General features: G+C 54.9%; 20 protein-coding genes. 8 read left to right on the top strand and 12 right to left on the bottom strand.

From position 1 onward, the window contains the following. The first annotated feature begins 273 nt into the window (after positions 1-273). Positions 274-1,317, top strand: a complete 1,044-nt coding sequence (gene nadA, locus RT644_RS11605) for a quinolinate synthase NadA (RefSeq protein WP_045514069.1) — start codon at positions 274-276, stop codon at positions 1,315-1,317. Positions 1,318-1,355: 38 nt separating this feature from the next. Continuing rightward, entirely contained in the window at positions 1,356-2,075 is a 720-nt protein-coding gene (gene pnuC / locus RT644_RS11600; RefSeq protein ID WP_313626738.1) for a nicotinamide riboside transporter PnuC, read from the top strand. On the opposite strand, the gene zitB is transcribed toward pnuC, so the two are convergent. Together zitB and RT644_RS11590 are read right to left on the bottom strand one after the other, a co-directional pair. Then, on the bottom strand, positions 2,072-3,004 hold the full coding sequence (gene zitB, locus RT644_RS11595) for a CDF family zinc transporter ZitB (protein WP_313626737.1): 933 nt from the start codon (positions 3,002-3,004) through the stop codon (positions 2,072-2,074). The genes pnuC and zitB overlap by 4 nt on opposite strands. A gap of 127 nt (positions 3,005-3,131) precedes the next feature. Further along, the gene (locus tag RT644_RS11590) at positions 3,132-3,509 is read right to left on the bottom strand and encodes a protein YbgS (RefSeq protein ID WP_020457070.1); all 378 of its coding nucleotides are present in this window, start codon (positions 3,507-3,509) and stop codon (positions 3,132-3,134) included. A gap of 318 nt (positions 3,510-3,827) precedes the next feature. On the opposite strand from RT644_RS11590, the gene aroG reads away from it, so the two are divergent. After that, positions 3,828-4,880, top strand: a complete 1,053-nt coding sequence (gene aroG / locus RT644_RS11585; RefSeq protein WP_020457071.1) for a 3-deoxy-7-phosphoheptulonate synthase AroG — start codon at positions 3,828-3,830, stop codon at positions 4,878-4,880. Positions 4,881-4,936: 56 nt separating this feature from the next. On the opposite strand, the gene gpmA is transcribed toward aroG, so the two are convergent. The 9 genes from gpmA to modE form a co-directional block, all read right to left on the bottom strand. Continuing rightward, positions 4,937-5,689, bottom strand: a complete 753-nt coding sequence (gene gpmA, locus RT644_RS11580) for a 2,3-diphosphoglycerate-dependent phosphoglycerate mutase (protein WP_020457072.1) — start codon at positions 5,687-5,689, stop codon at positions 4,937-4,939. A 207-nt stretch (positions 5,690-5,896) separates the two neighbouring features. Continuing rightward, positions 5,897-6,937 carry a galactose-1-epimerase gene (gene galM, locus RT644_RS11575; protein WP_020457073.1) on the bottom strand — a complete coding sequence of 347 codons (1,041 nt, stop codon included), beginning with the start codon at positions 6,935-6,937 and terminating at the stop codon, positions 5,897-5,899. Continuing rightward, on the bottom strand, positions 6,931-8,079 hold the full coding sequence (gene galK, locus RT644_RS11570; RefSeq protein ID WP_313626735.1) for a galactokinase: 1,149 nt from the start codon (positions 8,077-8,079) through the stop codon (positions 6,931-6,933). Before galK ends, galM begins: the two co-directional genes overlap by 7 nt. A 2-nt stretch (positions 8,080-8,081) precedes the next feature. Beyond that, positions 8,082-9,128 carry a galactose-1-phosphate uridylyltransferase gene (galT, locus tag RT644_RS11565; protein ID WP_045513981.1) on the bottom strand — a complete coding sequence of 349 codons (1,047 nt, stop codon included), beginning with the start codon at positions 9,126-9,128 and terminating at the stop codon, positions 8,082-8,084. A 10-nt stretch (positions 9,129-9,138) separates the two neighbouring features. Beyond that, entirely contained in the window at positions 9,139-10,155 is a 1,017-nt protein-coding gene (galE, locus tag RT644_RS11560) for a UDP-glucose 4-epimerase GalE (RefSeq protein ID WP_020457076.1), read from the bottom strand. A gap of 217 nt (positions 10,156-10,372) precedes the next feature. Further along, a complete protein-coding gene (locus tag RT644_RS11555) occupies positions 10,373-11,068 on the bottom strand; it encodes a site-2 protease family protein (protein WP_233500364.1) in 696 nt (231 codons plus the stop codon). A gap of 3 nt (positions 11,069-11,071) precedes the next feature. Next, positions 11,072-11,992 carry a DUF2167 domain-containing protein gene (locus tag RT644_RS11550; protein WP_313626732.1) on the bottom strand — a complete coding sequence of 307 codons (921 nt, stop codon included), beginning with the start codon at positions 11,990-11,992 and terminating at the stop codon, positions 11,072-11,074. A 175-nt stretch (positions 11,993-12,167) separates the two neighbouring features. Beyond that, positions 12,168-13,637, bottom strand: a complete 1,470-nt coding sequence (modF, locus tag RT644_RS11545) for a molybdate ABC transporter ATP-binding protein ModF (protein WP_160270917.1) — start codon at positions 13,635-13,637, stop codon at positions 12,168-12,170. A 67-nt stretch (positions 13,638-13,704) separates the two neighbouring features. Continuing rightward, positions 13,705-14,493, bottom strand: coding sequence for a molybdenum-dependent transcriptional regulator (modE, locus tag RT644_RS11540; RefSeq protein ID WP_313626730.1), 789 nt, complete (start codon positions 14,491-14,493; stop codon positions 13,705-13,707). 164 nt (positions 14,494-14,657) lie between these two features. Between modE and RT644_RS11535 the strand changes: the two genes are divergently transcribed. The 4 genes from RT644_RS11535 (at position 14,658) to modC (ending at position 17,513) form a co-directional block, all read left to right on the top strand. After that, positions 14,658-14,807, top strand: a complete 150-nt coding sequence (locus RT644_RS11535; protein WP_017455971.1) for an AcrZ family multidrug efflux pump-associated protein — start codon at positions 14,658-14,660, stop codon at positions 14,805-14,807. Positions 14,808-14,988: 181 nt separating this feature from the next. Further along, a complete protein-coding gene (gene modA, locus RT644_RS11530; protein ID WP_313626728.1) occupies positions 14,989-15,762 on the top strand; it encodes a molybdate ABC transporter substrate-binding protein in 774 nt (257 codons plus the stop codon). Beyond that, positions 15,762-16,451: a molybdate ABC transporter permease subunit gene (gene modB, locus RT644_RS11525; RefSeq protein ID WP_020457082.1), complete on the top strand. Its 690-nt coding sequence runs from the start codon at positions 15,762-15,764 to the stop codon at positions 16,449-16,451. The genes modA and modB overlap by 1 nt, the downstream gene beginning before the upstream one ends. Before the next feature lie 3 nt (positions 16,452-16,454). Next, positions 16,455-17,513: a molybdenum ABC transporter ATP-binding protein ModC gene (gene modC / locus RT644_RS11520; protein WP_045513997.1), complete on the top strand. Its 1,059-nt coding sequence runs from the start codon at positions 16,455-16,457 to the stop codon at positions 17,511-17,513. A gap of 109 nt (positions 17,514-17,622) precedes the next feature. Here the strand turns inward: modC and RT644_RS11515 are convergent, their stop codons facing one another. Beyond that, the gene (locus tag RT644_RS11515) at positions 17,623-18,441 is read right to left on the bottom strand and encodes a pyridoxal phosphatase (RefSeq protein ID WP_313626726.1); all 819 of its coding nucleotides are present in this window, start codon (positions 18,439-18,441) and stop codon (positions 17,623-17,625) included. Positions 18,442-18,597: 156 nt separating this feature from the next. On the opposite strand from RT644_RS11515, the gene pgl reads away from it, so the two are divergent. Beyond that, positions 18,598-19,593: a 6-phosphogluconolactonase gene (pgl, locus tag RT644_RS11510; protein ID WP_020457085.1), complete on the top strand. Its 996-nt coding sequence runs from the start codon at positions 18,598-18,600 to the stop codon at positions 19,591-19,593. The last annotated feature ends 23 nt before the right edge of the window (positions 19,594-19,616 follow it).

Here is a 19,616-nt window from a genome sequence, read left to right as displayed (position 1 = left end):
CCTGCAGCAGGTTCGGGTCGAACGTAGTGAGACAAGGTCGCCGCTTGCGGCGACGACCCTAAGGGCGAGCAAAGCGGTCACCCTGCACGAGCCACCACTATAAATATGGCGCTGGCAGTGCTTTTTGCTTTCTGCTATTCCACAAAAATTCCCCACGACATTTTTTGTCCAATCAGCTATCTTGTTTAGTATATAAAACACCGGTGCGCTAATGACGTCACGCATTTGCGTTGTTCTGGTAATTAAGTTAAGCAAGCAAAACGAGTAAGCATGATGAGCGTAATGTTTGATCCTGAAACCGCAATCTATCCGTTCCCGCCTAAACCCGCACCGCTAAACCTGCACGAGAAGCAGTTTTACCGCGAGAAAATCAAGCGCTTGCTCAAAGAGCGAGATGCGGTGATGGTTGCACACTACTATACCGACCCGGAAATTCAGCAACTGGCGGAGGAGACCGGCGGTTGTATCTCTGATTCACTGGAGATGGCGCGTTTCGGTGCCAGACATTCCGCCTCAACGCTGCTGGTGGCAGGCGTACGTTTTATGGGGGAAACCGCCAAAATCCTCAGCCCTGAAAAAACCATCCTGATGCCGACATTGCATGCGGAATGCTCGCTTGATCTCGGCTGTCCGGTTGAAGAGTTCAGCGCCTTTTGCGATGCGCACCCGGATCGCACCGTGGTGGTTTACGCCAACACCTCTGCGGCCGTGAAAGCGCGTGCCGACTGGGTTGTAACCTCAAGTATTGCGGTAGAGTTAATTGAGCATCTCGACAGCCTTGGCGAGAAAATTATCTGGGCTCCGGATCGTCATCTCGGCAACTATGTACAAAAACAGACCGGTGCGGATGTGCTGTGCTGGCAGGGTGCGTGCATCGTGCATGATGAATTTAAAACGCAGGCGCTGACGCGCATGAAAGCGCTCTATCCTGATGCTGCCATCCTCGTGCATCCTGAATCGCCGCAGTCAGTCGTGAATCTGGCAGATGCAGTCGGTTCAACCAGCCAGCTTATCGCTGCGGCAAAAACACTGCCGAATAAGCAACTTATCGTCGCGACCGATCGCGGTATCTTTTACAAAATGCAGCAGGCCGTGCCGGAAAAAGAGTTACTGGAAGCGCCAACCGCAGGTGAGGGGGCGACGTGCCGCAGTTGCGCGCATTGCCCATGGATGGCGATGAACGGTCTGAAAGCTATCGCTGAAAGCCTGGAAAATGGTGGCGCGGAGCATGAAATCCACGTTGATGCCGCGCTGCGTGAAGGCGCGCTGCTGCCGCTTAACCGTATGCTCGATTTTGCGGCTACACTACGTTCTTAGTGAATAATCAATGCGTAGCAATACGCTGTGGGGAAAGAATGGATTTTTTTAGTACGCAGAACATCCTGGTGCATATCCCGATTGGCACCGGTGGGTACGATCTTTCATGGATTGAAGCCACAGGCACACTGGCCGGTTTATTGTGCATCTGGCTCGCCAGCCTTGAGAAGATCAGTAATTACGTGTTTGGTCTGATCAACGTGACGCTGTTTGCGATTATTTTCTTCCAGATCCAGCTGTATGCCAGCTTACTGCTGCAGCTGTTTTTCTTTGCCGCCAACATTTATGGCTGGTATGCCTGGTCACGGCAAACCTCGCAGAATGAAGCTGAATTACAAATCCGCTGGCTACTGTTACCCAAAGCGATGAGCTGGCTGGCGGTATGCGTGGTGGCGATTGGTTTGATGACTTTCTTTATCGATCCGGTCTTTGCATTCCTGACGAAAATTGCCGTGGCCGTCATGCAAACCTTAGGGCTGAATGTGGTCATGCCGCAATTGCAGCCCGATGCGTTCCCGTTCTGGGACTCCTGCATGATGGTGCTCTCCATCGTGGCGATGATCCTGATGACGCGCAAATACGTTGAGAACTGGCTGCTGTGGGTGGTGATTAACGTGATAAGCGTGGTGATTTTCGCACTGCAGGGCGTCTGGGCGATGTCGCTGGAGTATTTGATCCTGACCTTTATCGCTCTTAACGGCAGCAGAATGTGGATTAACAGCGCACGTGAGCGGGGTTCTCACGCGCTTTCGCATTAATGCGAGTGTGAATGGTGGTGCTCAGGCTGCGCCTCGCCCAGATGGCAGTCTGGCCCGCTACAGGGCTGGTACTCCATCTGCACCGTCGCATGTTCAATCTCATAATGATGTGCCAGAAAGTGGTGGATCTCACCCAGCAGCTTGTCATGGTCGCGTGGTGGGATCACCTGCACATGCAGCGTCATAAGCGGTTTTTCACCCACCAGCCAGACATGGACGTGGTGAACATCACGCACCTCCGGGATAGCGCGTCGCAGATGTCGCTGTAGCGCGCCAATATCCATCGAGCCCGGCGCACCTTCCAGCAACTCGTTAACGCTCTCTTTCATTAGCCGCCAGGCGCTGCGTAACACCAGCGCGGAAACTAGCACTGAAAGTATCGGGTCAATCGGCGTCCAGCCGGTGAACAAAATCACCAGTGCCGCAGCGATGGCACCGACAGAACCGAGTAAGTCCCCCAGCACATGCAGTGCGGCGGCGCGGACATTCAGGTTCTTCTCCTCGCTTCCCCGGTGCAGTAACCAGAATGCCAGCACGTTGGCCACAAGCCCGGCAATCGCAATCACCATCATGGTTAAGCCTGCAACGGGCTGCGGATGGGTGAAACGCTGAATCGCTTCCCAGACAATCCACACGGTAATCAGCACCAGCGCCAGCGCATTGATGAATGCTGCAAGCGTGGTCAAACGTAGCCAGCCAAACGTACGGTGAGCGCTGGGTGGCTGGCGCGCAAAGTAAACCGCTAATAACGCAAAAAGCAGCGCGGCGGCGTCCGTCAGCATATGGCCGGCATCGGCCAGCAGCGCCAGCGATCCGGAAACCAGGCCGCCGACCACTTCGATAACCATAAAAACGGCAGTAACGATAAACGCCAGCAGCAGGCGGCGGGCGTTGGCATCAGCGGGAGTGTGCGAGTGTGAATGCGCCATGGGCGGGTCGTTCCTTGTAATTATTTTAACGCCTTACATCATTACAGATTTTTTAGTTTGCGGGGGAGACGGGAGAGAAAAAAGTAAGGAGAGCCGAAGCTCTCCCTGATGATTAACGCACCGGATTTTACTGGGTTGTGCCGTCGGTTTTCTTATCGACGCTATGGTTGTTACCGCTTTCGGTTTCAACCTTTTTGTTCACATCCGGGCAGCGGCCATCTTTACACATGGTGTTTTTATGCACCTGATCTTTGCTCATATGCTGCTTAGCGCTGTGTTGAGAGGTCGAGTTGGTATTCATGCTACCGCTGTTGATCTGGCTGTTATCCACATTGTTTGGCGCAACATTCTGTTTGGCGTCCGGTGCCGGTTGGCCTGCAGCCGCTGCGGCATTGGCATCACCGTTACTGTCGGTAGAAGAGGCTGCGTCGGCCGCGTAGGCTGCGCCACCTGCGAAAGTCAGCGTCGTCGTCAGTAAAAGTGTCGCTAATTTATTCATTTTCATCATGATGCTCCTGTTCCGGTCGTTTTTACCGCCGTTGAGGCTGGTAAAAGCAGCGCGAACGAATTATCACGCTCAGTGGTTAAAGATACCATTCATGCGCGGTATAGCAGCATAGAATAGCGATAAAATGAAAAATAGAAGTGTTAACAGTTAAAAAGTGTAGCGCTGATATCACCGCTCGCTACTTTTTAACGCGATTTGGCCGCATTCCAGGAATTATCCGGCCGAAGTGTAAAATCGCGTTTACACTTCGCCGCCGACGAGATAGATTGGAAAGATTGCATTCATCAAAAAAAGTATGGACAGACTGGAACGAACATGAATTATCAGAACGACGATTTACGTATTAAAGAGATCAATGAGTTATTACCTCCTGTAGCACTCCTTGAAAAATTCCCCGCCACTGAAACCGCCGCCAATACGGTTTCGCATGCCCGCAAAGCGATTCATAAAATCCTGCGTGGAAATGATGATCGTCTGCTGGTGGTTATCGGTCCGTGCTCCATTCACGATCCTGCGGCGGCGAAAGAGTATGCTTCGCGCCTGCTGGCTTTGCGTGAAGCGTTAAAAGACGATTTAGAAATCGTTATGCGCGTTTACTTCGAAAAACCGCGTACCACAGTGGGCTGGAAAGGGCTGATTAACGATCCGCACATGGATAACAGTTTCCAGATTAACGACGGGTTGCGTATTGCGCGTAAGCTGCTGCTGGAAATTAATGACAGCGGTTTACCGGCGGCGGGGGAGTTCCTCGATATGATCACCCCGCAATACATGGCCGATCTGATGAGCTGGGGAGCGATTGGCGCGCGTACGACGGAATCGCAGGTGCATCGCGAGCTGGCTTCCGGCCTCTCATGCCCGGTGGGGTTCAAAAACGGCACCGATGGCACCATTAAAGTCGCCATTGACGCGATTAACGCCGCAGGTGCGCCGCACTGCTTCTTGTCTGTCACCAAATGGGGTCACTCCGCGATTGTAAACACCGCCGGTAACGGTGATTGCCACATCATTCTGCGCGGCGGTAAAGAGCCGAATTACAGTGCCAAACATGTCGCGGAAGTAAAAGTCGGCCTGCAGAAAGCGGGTCTGGAGCCGCAGGTAATGATTGACTTCAGCCATGCCAATTCCAGCAAGCAATTCAAGAAACAGATGGAAGTGGGCGCGGATGTGTGCCAGCAGATCGCTGGTGGTGAAAAAGCCATTATCGGTGTGATGATTGAAAGCCATCTGGTGGAAGGCAACCAGAGCCTGGAGAGCGGTGAACCGCTGGTGTACGGTAAAAGTGTTACCGACGCCTGCATCGGCTGGGACGATACCGAAACTATTTTGCGCCAGCTCGCGGCGGCAGTGAAAGCGCGCCGCAGTTAACGGTTGCACAAATAAAAAAGCGTGGAATTTTCCACGCTTTTTTTATCAGCGAAAACTTACTTCGCTTTACCCTGGTTTGCTACCGCAGCAGCTTTTGCAGCGATCTCGTCTGCGTTACCCAGGTAGTAGTGTTTCAACGGTTTGAAGTTTTCGTCGAACTCGTAAACCAGCGGTACGCCAGTCGGGATGTTCAGTTCGAGGATCTCTTCTTCGCTCATGTTATCGAGGTATTTCACCAGCGCGCGCAGGGAGTTACCGTGAGCGGCGATGATCACGCGCTCACCGCTTTTCAGGCGCGGCAGAATGGTGTCGTTCCAGTAAGGGATCACGCGATCGATGGTCAGCGCCAGGCTTTCGGTCTGCGGTAGCTCGGCATCGGTCAGTTTTGCGTAGCGCGGATCGTGACCCGGGTAACGTTCATCATCTTTGGTCAGCGCCGGCGGTGTAACAGCAAAGCCACGACGCCACTGTTTAACTTGCTCGTCACCGTATTTTTCAGCGGTTTCAGCTTTGTTCAGACCCTGCAGCGCACCGTAATGACGCTCGTTGAGTTTCCAGCTTTTCTCTACCGGTAACCACGCCTGATCCAGCTCGTCCAGCACGTTCCACAGCGTATGGATGGCACGTTTCAGCACAGAGGTATAAGCAAAATCGAAGGTGTAGCCTTCCTCTTTCAGCAGTTTGCCTGCCGCTTTTGCTTCGCCAACGCCTTTTTCGGACAGATCAACATCGTACCAACCGGTGAAGCGGTTTTCGTTGTTCCACTGGCTTTCGCCATGACGAACCAGAACCAGCTTAGTAACAGCCATACACTTACTCCTGTGAGCCTGATTGAATGATAATAATTCTCATTATATTGCCGTGAAGGTGCTCCCGGCAACGGTTACCCATAACCATAGCGAAAATAGCCGCCGAGTGTAAGGTGCTTGTGAATCAGGGGTTATGGTTTTGTCGATAAGTGGCGCATATTTCAGCAAAACGGGTAAAAAAAGCCCTCCGTCAGGAGGGCGGGGGGATTACTGCGCAATAAAGTGGTATTCCGTCAGGCTGACATAAACGTCGCCAGGCAGTAAGAAGCAGTCCGGCTGCGGGAAATCCGGACGGTTCGGGCTGTCGGGCAAAAACTCGCTCTCCAGCGCCAGGCCCTGCCACGCGTCATAGGTTTTGCCGCCGCGCGCAGGCGTACCTTCCAGATAATTACCGGAATAGAACTGGAGCGCAGGCGCGCTGGTATATACCGTCATTTGCAGCTGTTTGTCCGCCGACCACAACTGTGCGGCGGGCTGGCTGACGTCGCCTTTTGCCTGCAATAAAAACGCATGGTCGTAACCTTTCACCACGCGCTGATCGTCCTCAGCCAGAAAATCCTGCGCCACGGTTTTCGGGGTACGGAAATCAAAACTGGTCCGCTCAACGTCTTTTAACCCGTCTGTCGGAATGCCCATCTCATCGACCGGTAGATAAGCATCCGCGAGCAGTTGCAACGTGTGGTTGCGGACATCCGACTGCTCACCATCAAGGTTAAAATAAGCGTGGTTGGTCAGGTTGATCGGGCACGGTTTGTCAGTCGTTGCCCGGTATTCAATGGCGAGCCGGTTATCGTCGCCGAGGCGGAAATGCGCCCGGGTATGAACGTTACCCGGGAATCCCTGGTCGCCATCCGCTGAATTCAGGACAAAGACCACTTCGTTATCATTTTGCCGCTCTATCAACCAGCGCCGTTTATCGAACCCTTCCGGGCCGCCATGCAGCTGGTTTTCACCCTGGCTGGGCGTCAACGTATAGGTGTGGCCATCCAGCGTGAACCGGCTTTTGGCAATACGGTTGGCGTAACGGCCGACCGACGCGCCGAGATACGCTGTCTGTTGCAGGTAGTGTTCCGGAGTGGCGCAGCCCAGCAGCGCTTCACGCACGGAACCATCTTTTAACGGTACGCGCGCAGATAACAGCGTCGCGCCCCAGTCCATCAATGTCACCACCATCCCGGCGCTATTGCGCAGGGTGATCAGGCGAAAGGGCAGCCCGTCCGGGGCCGCTGCAGAAGCTTCGTTTAGCACTGTCCTGCTCCCTGTGAAGGTTTGCAAACATAGAAGGTTTCTTTGATACCGGTTTTGGTTTCGTACTGGCTCTCAACAGCCTTTTTGACTGCCGGTACGAGGTTTTCTGGCATCAGCGCGACGATGCAACCGCCGAAACCGCCGCCGGTCATGCGCACGCCGCCCTGGTCACCAATGGTCGCTTTGACAATCTCAACCAGCGTATCGATCTGCGGGACGGTAATTTCAAAATCATCACGCATTGATGCGTGTGATTCTGCCATCAGCACGCCCATGCGTTGCAGATCGCCTTTCTCCAGCGCAGCCGCGGCTTCCACGGTACGGGTGTTTTCGGTCAGTACGTGGCGCACGCGTTTGGCGACCAGCGGATCCAGCTCATGCGCTACCGCATTGAACTGATCGATGCTGACATCGCGCAGCGCTTTTTGCTGGAAGAAGCGCGCGCCGGTTTCGCACTGCTCGCGGCGCGTGTTGTACTCGCTGCCAACCAGGGTGCGTTTAAAGTTACTGTTAATGATGACGATCGCCACGCCTTCCGGCATCGACACCGCTTTGGTGCCAAGCGAACGGCAATCGATCAGCAGCGCGCTGCCTTTTTTGCCCAGCGCCGAGATAAGCTGATCCATGATGCCGCAGTTACAGCCGACAAACTGGTTTTCCGCTTCCTGACCATTGAGGGCAATTTGCGCGCCATCCAGCGGCAGATGATAAAGCTGCTGGAACACCGTACCGACCGCCACTTCCAGCGAGGCAGAAGAACTCAGGCCCGCACCCTGTGGCACATTGCCGCTGATAACCAGATCCGCGCCGCCAAAACTGGCATCGCGTTTTTGCAGGTGTTTTACCACGCCGCGCACGTAGTTCGACCACTGCTGGCTGTCGTGGGTCACAATTGGCGCATCCAGCGAGAACTCATCGTTCTGGTTGTCATAATCGGCGGCAATTACCCGAACGATGCGGTCAGTACGCGGTGCGCAGCTGATCACCGTCTGGTAATCAATGGCGCACGGCAGAACAAAACCGTCGTTATAGTCGGTGTGTTCGCCAATCAGGTTCACACGACCCGGTGCCTGAATTGTGTGGGTGGCAGGGTAGCCGAATTTTTCAGCAAACAGGGATTGTGTGTTCTCTTTCAGACTCATTGTTATTCTCCGGATTCGCGAAAATGGATATCACTGACCGCGCGCAGACGTTCAGCGGCTTGCTCCGCCGTCAGGTCACGCTGGGTTTCGGCCAGCATTTCATAGCCGACCATAAATTTACGCACCGTGGCGGAGCGCAGCAGCGGCGGGTAGAAATGCGCGTGCAGTTGCCAGTGGTCATTCTCTTCGCCGTTAAATGGCGCGCCGTGCCAGCCCATCGAGTAGGGGAACGAGCACTGGAACAGGTTGTCATAACGGCTGGTCAGTTTTTTCAATGCCAGCGCTAAATCGCGGCGCTGTTCATCGCTTAAATCAGTGATGCGCTGTACCTGCGCTTTCGGCAGCAGCAAGGTTTCAAACGGCCACGCCGCCCAGTAAGGAACGACTGCCAGCCAGTGCTCCGTTTCCACCACCGTACGGCTGCCATCGTTCAGCTCGCGCTTTACATAGTCCAGCAACATCGGGGAGTGATACCGGGCGAAATAGTCGCGTTGCAGGCGATCTTCACGATCCACTTCATTGGGCAGGAAGCTGTTGGCCCAGACTTGCCCGTGCGGATGCGGGTTGGAACAACCCATCGCCGCGCCTTTATTTTCAAACACCTGTACCCACGGGTACTGCTGGCCCAGCTCAGCGGTTTGCTGTTGCCAGGTTTTCACCACCGCTTCCAGCGCATCCACGCTCAGTTCCGGCAGCGTTTTGCTGTGATCCGGCGAGAAACAAATCACCCGGCTGGTGCCGCGCGCACTCTGGCTGCGCATCAGCGGATCGTCGCTTACCGGCGCGTCTGGCGTATCGGTCATCAACGCGGCGAAGTCGTTAGTGAACACATAAGTGCTGGTGTAATCCGGATTTTTATCCCCGGTTACGCGGGTATTGCCCGGGCAGAGGAAACAGTCCGGATCGTGCGCCGGCAGGGTTTGTTTCGCAGGCGTCTCTTGCGCCCCTTGCCAGGGGCGTTTTGCGCGGTGCGGAGAAACCAGGATCCACTGGCCGGTCAGCGGGTTATAACGGCGATGCGGGTGATCGACCGGATTAAATTGCGTCATTACCATTCCTTTAATCGGGATAGCCCTGCGGGTGGCGTGACTGCCAGCGCCAGGTATCTTCTGCCATTTCGTCAAGCGTACGGGTTACGCGCCAGTTCAGCTCTTTATCCGCTTTGCTGGCATCGGCCCAGTAAGCCGGGAGATCGCCCTCGCGGCGCGGCGCATAGTGCCAGGCCACCGGTTTGCCGCAGGCTTTACTGAAGGCGTTCACCACATCCAGCACGCTGCTGCCGACGCCCGCGCCGAGGTTATAAATATGCACGCCCGGTTTGCCGGCCAGTTGTTGCATGGCCGCAACATGCCCGTCCGCCAGATCCATCACATGGATGTAATCCCGCACGCCGGTGCCGTCTGGCGTCGGGTAATCACTACCGAAAATTGCCAGCGAATCGCGGCGGCCAACCGCAACCTGGGCGATATACGGCATCAGGTTGTTCGGGATGCCCTGCGGATCTTCGCCCATATCGCCTGACGGATGCGCGCCAACCGGGTTGAAGTAGCGCAGCAGCGCAATGCTCCACTCCGGCTGCGCTTTTTGCAGGTCGGTGAGGATCTGTTCCACCATCAGCTTGCTTTTACCATAGGGACTTTGCGGCGTGCCGGTCGGGAAGCTTTCCACGTAAGGGATTTTCGGCTGGTCGCCGTAAACGGTGGCGGAGGAGCTGAAAATGAAGTTTTTAACATTTGCGGCGCGCATCGCGTTAATCAGGCGCAGCGTGCCGTTGACGTTGTTGTCGTAATACTCCAGCGGCTTCGCCACGGATTCGCCAACGGCTTTCAGCCCGGCGAAATGAATCACCGCTTCAATGGCGTGATCGTGCAGGATCTCTGCGAGCAGCGCTTCATCGCGAATGTCGCCTTCAACGAACAGCGCGGCTTTTCCGCCAAAGCGCTCAATCTCATTAAGCACGCTGCGCTTACTGTTACAGAGATTGTCGAGAATGATAACGTCGTGGCCGTTTTGCAGCAGTTGGACGCAGGTATGACTTCCAATGTAACCGCTACCACCTGTAACCAGAACTCGCATATTTCCCTCCATAAAGCATTTGATATGAACAAACCTTAGCATAACAGAGAGGTGAAAACTGTGACATGGGATAAATTAGTGGAATCGTTTACACTCAATTTTCTGCCAGCCGGTTTGTGGGGTAAACGCCAGAAAAACCCCGCAATAGCGGGGTTCGTCCGACGCAAGTAAAAAGTCTTAAAAATGGTGTCACTGCGGTGCAGCAACGCAGGCGGCGTCAGCGAAAGCCGGATAACGCCTCGTGGAGGTTATAAGTCATCAGGGAGAGCCAGGCAATCAGCCCGAAGTACAAAAGCGTATATTCCAGACGTTTGCCAGGGGTCAGCGTGTCGAGATTCGGTTGATCATGGCGTCGCGCCCAGATTTGTGATGCCGCGAGAAAGCACACCAGCAGTAACAGCGGGCTCGGGTGAAGATAAAAGAAACCCAGCAGTACGGGAATGCCCAGATACCAGATCTTGCGCGAGATGGCGACGGTAATGCGCCCGCCATCCAGCGGCGGCACGGGGATCAGGTTAAACAGATTAAGCACAAAACCTGAATAGGCCACCGCCATCAATAGCGAACTGTGGAAATACTCCGCCAGATAGTAGCAACCGAGGGCAGCAAGCGAGCCGAGCAGCGGGCCGGCAATGCCGACCCAGGCTTCGGTTTCCGCATCTGGCAGTTCATCTTTCAACGTGATCCAGGCACCCACGAAGGGGATAAACATCGGTAATCCCGTCGCTAAACCACGTTGACGCGCCGCCAGATAGTGTCCCAGCTCATGGCAAAACAGCAGCACCACAAACCCTGTCGCATAAGGCCAGCCGAAGGCGAGCGCATAGGTAGCGATCGACAGCAGCATAGTGGCCCCGGAAAGGAAAAACTTCCCAAGGCTGGCGCCTTTAAGCAGCAGCAAGAGCATGCTCATGGCTTACTCGGCTTTTTTGCGAAACAGCATTTTTTTCACACCCATGCCGAATGCTGCCACGGCGATCAGGCCAAGTTTCCAGAACTTCAGCAGCGTCACGCCGATAAGTGCCAGCAGGCCCAGTTTTTTTGCCGCCAGGCCGCCAATCAGCGCCGCCAGGCCATATTCGGCAATCTTGTCGGTAGAAGCATTAAAATCGCTGTATTTTTTGCCGTCGTTAAAGGTCACGGCGTTAAGTAACGTTTTGGCGAGCGGTTTTTCCTGCTCAACGGTGCCGCGATCGGTTACCAGGTTTAACGACAGATAACCTTCACGACCCAGCAGATAGGTGTTGTAGTTAACCCCCTGTTCTTTTTCCGGCACATTGCTGCCAATATCGCGGATTGCCGCAGACCAAATCAGGCGATGCGTGGCCGCCTCGTAGGTCGGTTTTTCTACCCAACCCAACACTTCAATTGGCGGGATGCCTTTTTCACTACGCTCTTTATTGCCGGCTTTGGTGCCCTCCTGCAAATTACTCAGCAGTTCGTCGGCGTCCCAGTCTTTGGCATCGTCATCTTTGATATAACCGGCATTGGCATATTCAATGGAAACAAAGCCCGAAATATCATTGCTAAATACCAGCCCATAAAAAGAGTTGTTATCAACATGGTTGCCCAGCACACGCATAAATACCGCTGCCTGCTGCGACGGAATATAAGCGAAACCTTCAGGCAGGTTCAGAATCGCCTGATTACCGAGATCAATTTTATGCGGGCCGTGAATACTGGCACGCTGCATATTTTCAACGGCTTGCTTTAATTGTGCTTCCTGACCGGAGGCGGGTGTTTGCGCATTCTCATCGGCGACAGCGGCACTGCAGAAACCCAGTAACAGCGCCGCAGCCAGAGAAATGGCGCGGGTCATGCGGAGGAATTGATTCATCATAGTCCCGTAATTTTTTACCCGGCGTCCATCGACGGGCTTTTTTCTTGCCATAACAAAAACTGGCCGCCGACAATTTTATGTTGCCAACTGACCAGTCAGAGATCGTTATTATGTTGCTTATTTAAAGCGGGGCTATTACATCATATCCGGCGAAATGGAACCATCCCCCTAATTATTGTGGTGTAAGTTGATAACGATATCCATCGCCCTCTGGTACAAATTCAAGCCGGTGGGTAATACAAGCGGGCGCGTCTCCGGCGTGGTGCGAAACAAATAACAACTGGGTTTCACCTTCGCTAATTAATACATCAACAAAGCGGCGAATAAGCTGGCGGTTTAAAGGATCAAGACCCTGTAACGGTTCATCAAGAATGAGCAGCGTTGGGTGCTTGACCAGCGCACGTACAATCAGCGCCAGCCGCTGCTGACCCCAGGAGAGGCTATTAAACGGTGCGTCGGCGGTGCGCGCATCGAAACCTAAAATATCCAGCCAGCGCTGTGCCAGTTTGTGCTGCTTATCCGAAACGGCCTGGTAAATGCCAATCGAGTCGAAATAGCCAGAGAGGATCACATTGCGCACGTTGGTGCTGACGCGGTAATCCAGATGCAGGCTGCTGCTGACATAGCCAATATGCTTTTTGATATCCCAGATGGTTTCACCGCTGCCGCGACGACGGCCAAACAGGGTCAAATCGTTGCTGTAGCCCTGCGGATGATCGCCGGTTATCAGGCTTAATAGTGTCGATTTGCCCGCGCCGTTCGGGCCGACGATCTGCCAGTGCTCGCCGGGCTTTACCGTCCATGAAAGGTGATCGATGATTGGCCGGTCGTTATAAGAGACGACGCCATCGTTCAGCACGATAAGCGGCGCGTCTGCGTTTAATGTTTCGCGCGCCGGGGGCGCATCCGGTTCCGGCAACGTGATACCGGATAATTTTTCGCTGTGGGCTAACTGGGCGATCAACGCTTGTTGCAGCAGGGCTGCTTTTTCTCCGGTTTCTGTGAGCGAGCAATCCACCAGAACCCCGGCGTGTTGTATGAAGTCCGGGATCTCATCAAAGCGGTTCAGCACCAGCACCAGCGTAAAGCCGTCAGCATTGAGGCGCGCGAGCAGTTCTGCCAGTTGCTGGCGTGAATGGACGTCAAGCCCGTCGAAAGGCTCGTCAAGGATCAGTAACTCCGGTTCGGCCATCAGGGCCTGGCAGAGCAGCGTTTTCCGGGTTTCGCCGGTCGAGAGGTATTTAAAGCGTCTCTCCAGCAGATGCGAGATGCCAAACTGCGCCGCCAGTTGTGCGCAGCGCTGCGCGTCTTGCACTTCATCCTGAATAATCTCGGCGGTGGTACGCCCGGTATCCTCTTCATCGGGGCTGAGCATATCGGTGTTATTGCGCTGCCACTCGTCGATGACCAGCTTTTGCAACTGCTCAAAAGAGAGGCGGGTGAGGCGGGTAAACTGGCACTGGCGTTCACCTTTCAGTAAGGTCAATTCACCCGCCAGCGCGCGAGCCAGCGCTGACTTGCCGCTGCCATTCGCGCCGACAAAAGCCCAGCTTTCGCCAGCGCGTAGCGCCAAGTGTTCAATGTGCAGCGTGCGGGTGTCGCTAAGACGAAACGTGCCTTGCGAAATTTGCAATGATGACATTATGTATCCCATTTTTTGCAGCGTAGAAACTCAGGGATACGTGCAATGGGCTATCTTGTCAATGCGATTAGCATAACGTGGCGATAATCACGCGATCGGCATTAAAATATGCGGTCACTTCGCTCTGTTCCTGCAAATTATCCATCTCTTGCGTCGGCACGGTGGCGCAGAGCAACTGGCCGTCAGGCAGCGTCATCAGCACCTCACTTTGCTGCTCGCCGCGCTCAATATGGCTGATGCGCCCGGTCAGTTGGTTATCGGCCTGCGCGGCGCGTTTAGCATCCTGCGTGATGCTCACCCACGGCGCTTTCAGCAGCACCAGCACCTCTTTGCCTTCGTCGAGGCCCAGGCGTTCGCCGCTTTGCGCGGTAATAGCGACTTTGAGGCGGGTTTCACCGTCCGCCAGCAGCACGTCGACATGTTGCTGCACGTGGTCGTGGTCGCGCGCGGTAATGGTGCCAAACCACTGATTGCGGGCGCTGGTCTGCAACGAGAAACGCGAAATCGCCGCCAGCAGGCTGTTTAAAGGCAGGGCGTCATCATCACTCAGCACGTCAAACGCTTTTTGCTGGATTTGCGCCAGCAGATCGTAAAGCTCAATCAAACGCTGCCCGTAGCGCGTCACCACCGCGCCGCCACCGCCTTTGCCGCCGGTCGCGCGGTCAACCAGCGTCTGTTCGCTGAGTTGGTTCATCTCATTAATGGCATCCCAGGCGCTTTTATAACTGATACCGGCGTTCTTCGCGCCCTGGCTGATGGATCCGGTTTCAACAATCTGCTTGAGCAGAGAAATACGGCGCGGATCGGCAAAAAGGCGCTGCTGGAGTTTGAGTGTGAGGAGAATTTCAGCCTGCATTACGCAATGTCCTGGCAAAAGAACTATTGTGAAGGAAAACCGTCACTACGCCTAGCCTGATGCCGGTGAATGCGCATAACGCTGCGAGGCCAATCGCACAAAAGGCGAGTGTTTATCACCTGAATCAGGCTAGAATGCCTCGTTCACAATTTCTGGAGACGACTATGTTTGAGTTGTTGAAAAGTCTGGTGTTTGCCGTCGTCATGGTGCCTGTCGTGATGGCGATTATCCTGGGGCTGATTTATGGTCTGGGTGAAGTGTTTAACGTGTTTTCTGGCGTCGGTCGCCGCGACCAAAGCCGTCAGCAACGCTGATCCTCTCTTGCAAACGCCCGCTTTCGCGGGCGTTTATCTGTCAGATATTCAAGATCTCGTTACTTCCTGCCGATATATTTATATAGGTTGCTAATTCTTGATGGGTATTACCTAACCGCCGGGAAACTCTGGTAATATCGTTATGTTTTTACGTATATAACGACACTCACAGGAGTTCCAGATGGCACGTACATGGTTACGCCTTTTTGCCGCGGCGACATTAACGCTCTCCGTTGCCGGGCATGCGCTGGCGGATGAAGGTAAAATTACCGTTTTTGCAGCGGCATCACTGACTAACGCAATGCAGGATATTGCGGCGGCCTATAAAAAAGAGAAAAACGTTGAGGTGGTCTCCTCGTTTGCTTCTTCTTCTACTCTGGCGCGCCAGATTGAAGCGGGAGCGCCAGCGGATCTTTTCATTTCAGCCGATCAGAAATGGATGGATTACGCGGTAGATAAAAAAGCTATCGATACCGCAACCCGCGCAACACTGCTCGGTAACAGCCTGGTGGTTGTGGCACCCAAAAACAGTGCGCAGGGCGATATCGTTATTAATGCTAAAACCGACTGGAACAGTCTGCTGAAAGGCGGGCGTCTGGCCGTTGGCGACCCGGAACATGTTCCGGCGGGGATTTATGCCAAAGAAGCGTTGACCAAACTGGGCGCATGGGAAACCCTGTCGCCGAAGCTGGCTCCGGCGGAAGATGTGCGCGGTGCGCTGGCGCTGGTGGAGCGCAGCGAAGCGCCGCTTGGCATTGTCTACGGCTCGGACGCGGTTGCCAGTAAAGGGGTGAAAGTGGTCGGGACCTTCCCGGAAGATTCACACCAAAAAGTTGAGTACCCGCTGGCTATTATCGACGGCCATAAAAACGCGACGGTAACGGCGTTTTATGACTATCTGAAAGGCCCGCAGGCTTCTGAAATCTTTAAACGTTACGGATTTACTACGCACTAATGATATTGACGGATCCCGAATGGCAGGCGGTATTGCTGAGCCTGAAAGTCTCATCCCTGGCAGTGGTTTTCAGTTTGCCGTTTGGGATCTTTTTTGCCTGGCTGCTGGTGCGCTGCACGTTTCCGGGCAAAGCGCTGCTCGACAGTGTGCTGCACCTGCCGCTGGTGCTGCCGCCGGTGGTGGTGGGGTATTTATTGCTGGTGGCGATGGGGCGGCGCGGTTTCATTGGTCAGTGGTTGTATGACTGGTTTGGTATCACCTTTGCCTTTAGCTGGCGCGGCGCGGTGCTGGCCGCAGCGGTGATGTCGTTCCCGCTGATGGTGCGCGCTATCCGTCTGGCGCTGGAGGGCGTAGATACCAAACTGGAGCAGGCAGCCCGCACGTTAGGTGCCGGGCGCTGGCGCGTTTTTCTCACCATCACGTTACCGCTTACTTTGCCGGGAATTATCGTTGGCACGGTGCTGGCCTTTGCCCGTTCACTGGGTGAATTTGGCGCGACGATCACCTTTGTTTCCAATATTCCGGGCGAAACCCGCACTATTCCCTCTGCAATGTACACCCTGATTCAGACGCCCGGCGGTGAAGGCGCGGCGGCGCGGTTATGTATTATCTCGATAGTGCTGGCACTGGTTTCGCTGTTGGTTTCCGAATGGCTGGCCCGTATTAGTCGCGAAAGGACAGGGAGGTAAGTCATGCTGGAACTCAATTTCACCCAGACACTGGGTACGCATCGCTTACGCATTGCTGAAACGCTGCCCGCCAGCGGCATCACCGCGATTTTTGGCGTTTCGGGCGCCGGGAAAACCTCGTTGATCAACGCGATTGGCGGCCTGACACACCCACAGCAAGGGCGGATAGCGCTGAATAATCGCGTGCTGTTTGATACCGAAAGCAAAATTTGCCTGCCGCCGGAGAAGCGGCGTGTCGGCTATGTTTTCCAGGACGCGCGGCTGTTTCCTCATTACAAAGTGCGCGGCAACCTGCGTTACGGTATGGCCAAATCCATGGCTGGTCAGTTCGACAAACTGGTGGCGTTACTCGGTATTGAACCGTTGCTGGATCGTTTACCCGGTGGGCTTTCCGGCGGCGAAAAGCAGCGTGTGGCGATTGGCCGTGCGCTGTTAACCGCGCCGGAATTGCTGCTGCTGGATGAACCGCTGGCGTCGCTGGATATTCCTCGTAAGCGCGAGCTGCTGCCGTACCTGCAACGGCTGGCGCGGGAGATCAATATTCCGATGCTGTACGTCAGCCACTCCCTGGATGAAATCCTGCATCTGGCAGATAAAGTGATGGTGCTGGAGGCGGGAGAAGTGAAAGCCTTCGGCAGCCTGGAAGATGTCTGGGGCAGCCGCGTGATGAACCCGTGGTTACCGGCGGAGCAGCAAAGTAGCGTGTTGAAAGTGGTGGTGCTGGAGCACCATCCGCACTATGCGATGACGGCGCTGGCGCTTGGCGATCAGCATATTTGGGTTAACAAGGTCGACCTTCCGCTGCAAAGCGCGCTGCGGATCCGTATTCAGGCGACAGATGTTTCGCTGGTGCTGCAGCCGCCGATGAATACCAGTATCCGTAATATTCTGCGTGCGAAAGTGGCGCAATGTTTTGATATCGACGGCCAGGTGGAAGTGCAACTGGAAGTAGGCAGCCGCACCCTGTGGGCGCGCATCAGTCCGTGGGCCAGAGATGAGCTGGCCGTGAAGCCGGGTCAGTGGTTATATGCGCAAATCAAAAGCGTGTCGATAACCGCCTGATCGCTGGATGCGCCGCCTGCGATGCATTGTGGGCGGTCATCAGCCCGCGCCCGGTATTAGCCCCTGACGCAGGGGCATAAGCTTTTTACCCGGCGAACCGGGCGGGGGTTTACAGCAGTTCTTTGTTGATAAATTGCGCAATGCTGTCGACGGTGTTGTCGCCAATCACCACGTTAGCATGGGCTTTTACCGCGTCATCGGCATTGCCCATCGCCACGCCGACGCCAGCGGCTTCCAGCATGCTGATATCATTATAGTTATCACCAAACGCCACCACGTCCTTCATCGATAGCCCCTGTGACGCCACCCATTCGCTCAGACGTTTGCCTTTGCTGTTGCCCGCGCGGGCGATATCGACTTGATCATGCCATGACCATTCGCACTCCAGCCCCAGCGTTTGCTCCACGTGGCGGGCAAAATTTTTCAGTTTCTGCGTGTCGGTATCGGTGAGCGCGAATTTCCAGATAGCCTCAACCTCCTGCGCCGCTGTGCGCAGGGAAGCCACTTGCCGGAAGACCGGGCGCTGCTCTGGCGGCAACTGTTGCGCCCAGGTGTTGGTGCGCTCAACATGGCCGGTTGGCTTTTCATACAGCATGGCGTTGTCGACGTACATCAGACCGTGAACCGCGTGCTCAGCAAGCAGTGTGATCAACTGCTGGGCCTGTAAAACCGGCAACGGATCGGCGCTTAACACTTTTTTTGCATGATAATCATACAAATAAGTGCCATTACAACAAATTGCAGGTGTATCCAGCGCCAGTGCCTGATAAAAAGGGTGGATGGCAACATGATGCCGACCTGTCACGATAATCAGTTGATGACCGGCGGCTTTTGCGCGAGCCAGCGCTTCAAGGGATGAGGGCAGAAGCGTTTTTTTCGGGGTCAGTAGCGTACCGTCTAAATCCAGTGCAATCACGCGCGAAGTCATATCGTATTCCGTGGTCGATGTTGAAATTCAAATGTCGGGGGATGGTACACCGGGTCACCGGCTGCGCAAAATCTCCGGGTAAAATTCAGCATCAACCAACAAAAGCAGCTATCCTGGTTACTTAATGCAAAAAAGAATTAGAGGAGAGGAGCGTTCATGAAACAAACCGTTTATACCGCCAGCCCGGAAAGCCAGCAGATCCACGTCTGGCGCCTGAACTCTGAAGGTAGCCTGACGCTTGTCCAGGTGGTGGATGTGCCCGGCCAGGTGCAGCCGATGGTTGTCAGCCCGGATAAACGTTACCTCTATGTCGGGGTTCGCCCTGAATTTCGCGTTATCGCGTATCGTATCGCGCCGGATGATGGCGCCCTGACTTTCGCGGCGGAATCGCCGCTGCCGGGCAGCCCGACGCATATCTCAACCGATCGCAGCGGGCGCTTCCTGTTCAGCGCGTCCTACAACGCGGGCAGTGTGAGCGTCGTCCGTCTGGACGATGGCCTGCCGACCGGGACGGTTGACGTGGTGGAAGGGCTGGAAGGGTGCCACTCGGCGAATATCTCCCCGGACAACCGCACTCTGTGGACACCGGCACTGAAACAGGATCGCATCTGCCTGTTTACGCTGGCCGATGACGGCAATCTGACGGCGCAGGAGCCAGCGGAGGTCACCACCGTTGAGGGCGCTGGCCCGCGTCATATGGTGTTTCATCCGAACCAGCGTTTTGCCTACTGCGTCAATGAACTCAACGGTTCAGTCGATGTCTGGCAGCTCAGCGATGCGCACGGCAACATCGAGTGTGTGCAGACGCTGGATATGATGCCTGCGGATTTCAGCGACACGCGCTGGGCGGCGGATATTCATATCACGCCGGATGGTCGCCATCTTTATACCTGCGACCGTACCGCCAGCATTATCACCGTGTTCAGCGTTTCGGAAGATGGTAGCGTGCTGGCGATTGAAGGCTTCCAGCCAACGGAAACGCAGCCGCGCGGCTTCAATATTGATAATCGCGGTCAATACCTGATTGCCGCCGGGCAGAAATCGCACCACATTGCGGTGTACGAGATCAGCGGCGAGCAAGGGTTGCTGACCGAGAAATCCCGCTATGCGGTAGGTCAGGGGCCAATGTGGGTGGTGGTTAACGCGTTCTGATGCTGCATGTCGCGCATAAAAAA

It is taken from the genome of Kosakonia sp. (assembly GCF_032104925.1).
Taxonomy (GTDB): Bacteria; Pseudomonadota; Gammaproteobacteria; order Enterobacterales; family Enterobacteriaceae; genus Kosakonia.
This window is presented reverse-complemented; position numbering and strand designations above follow the sequence as displayed.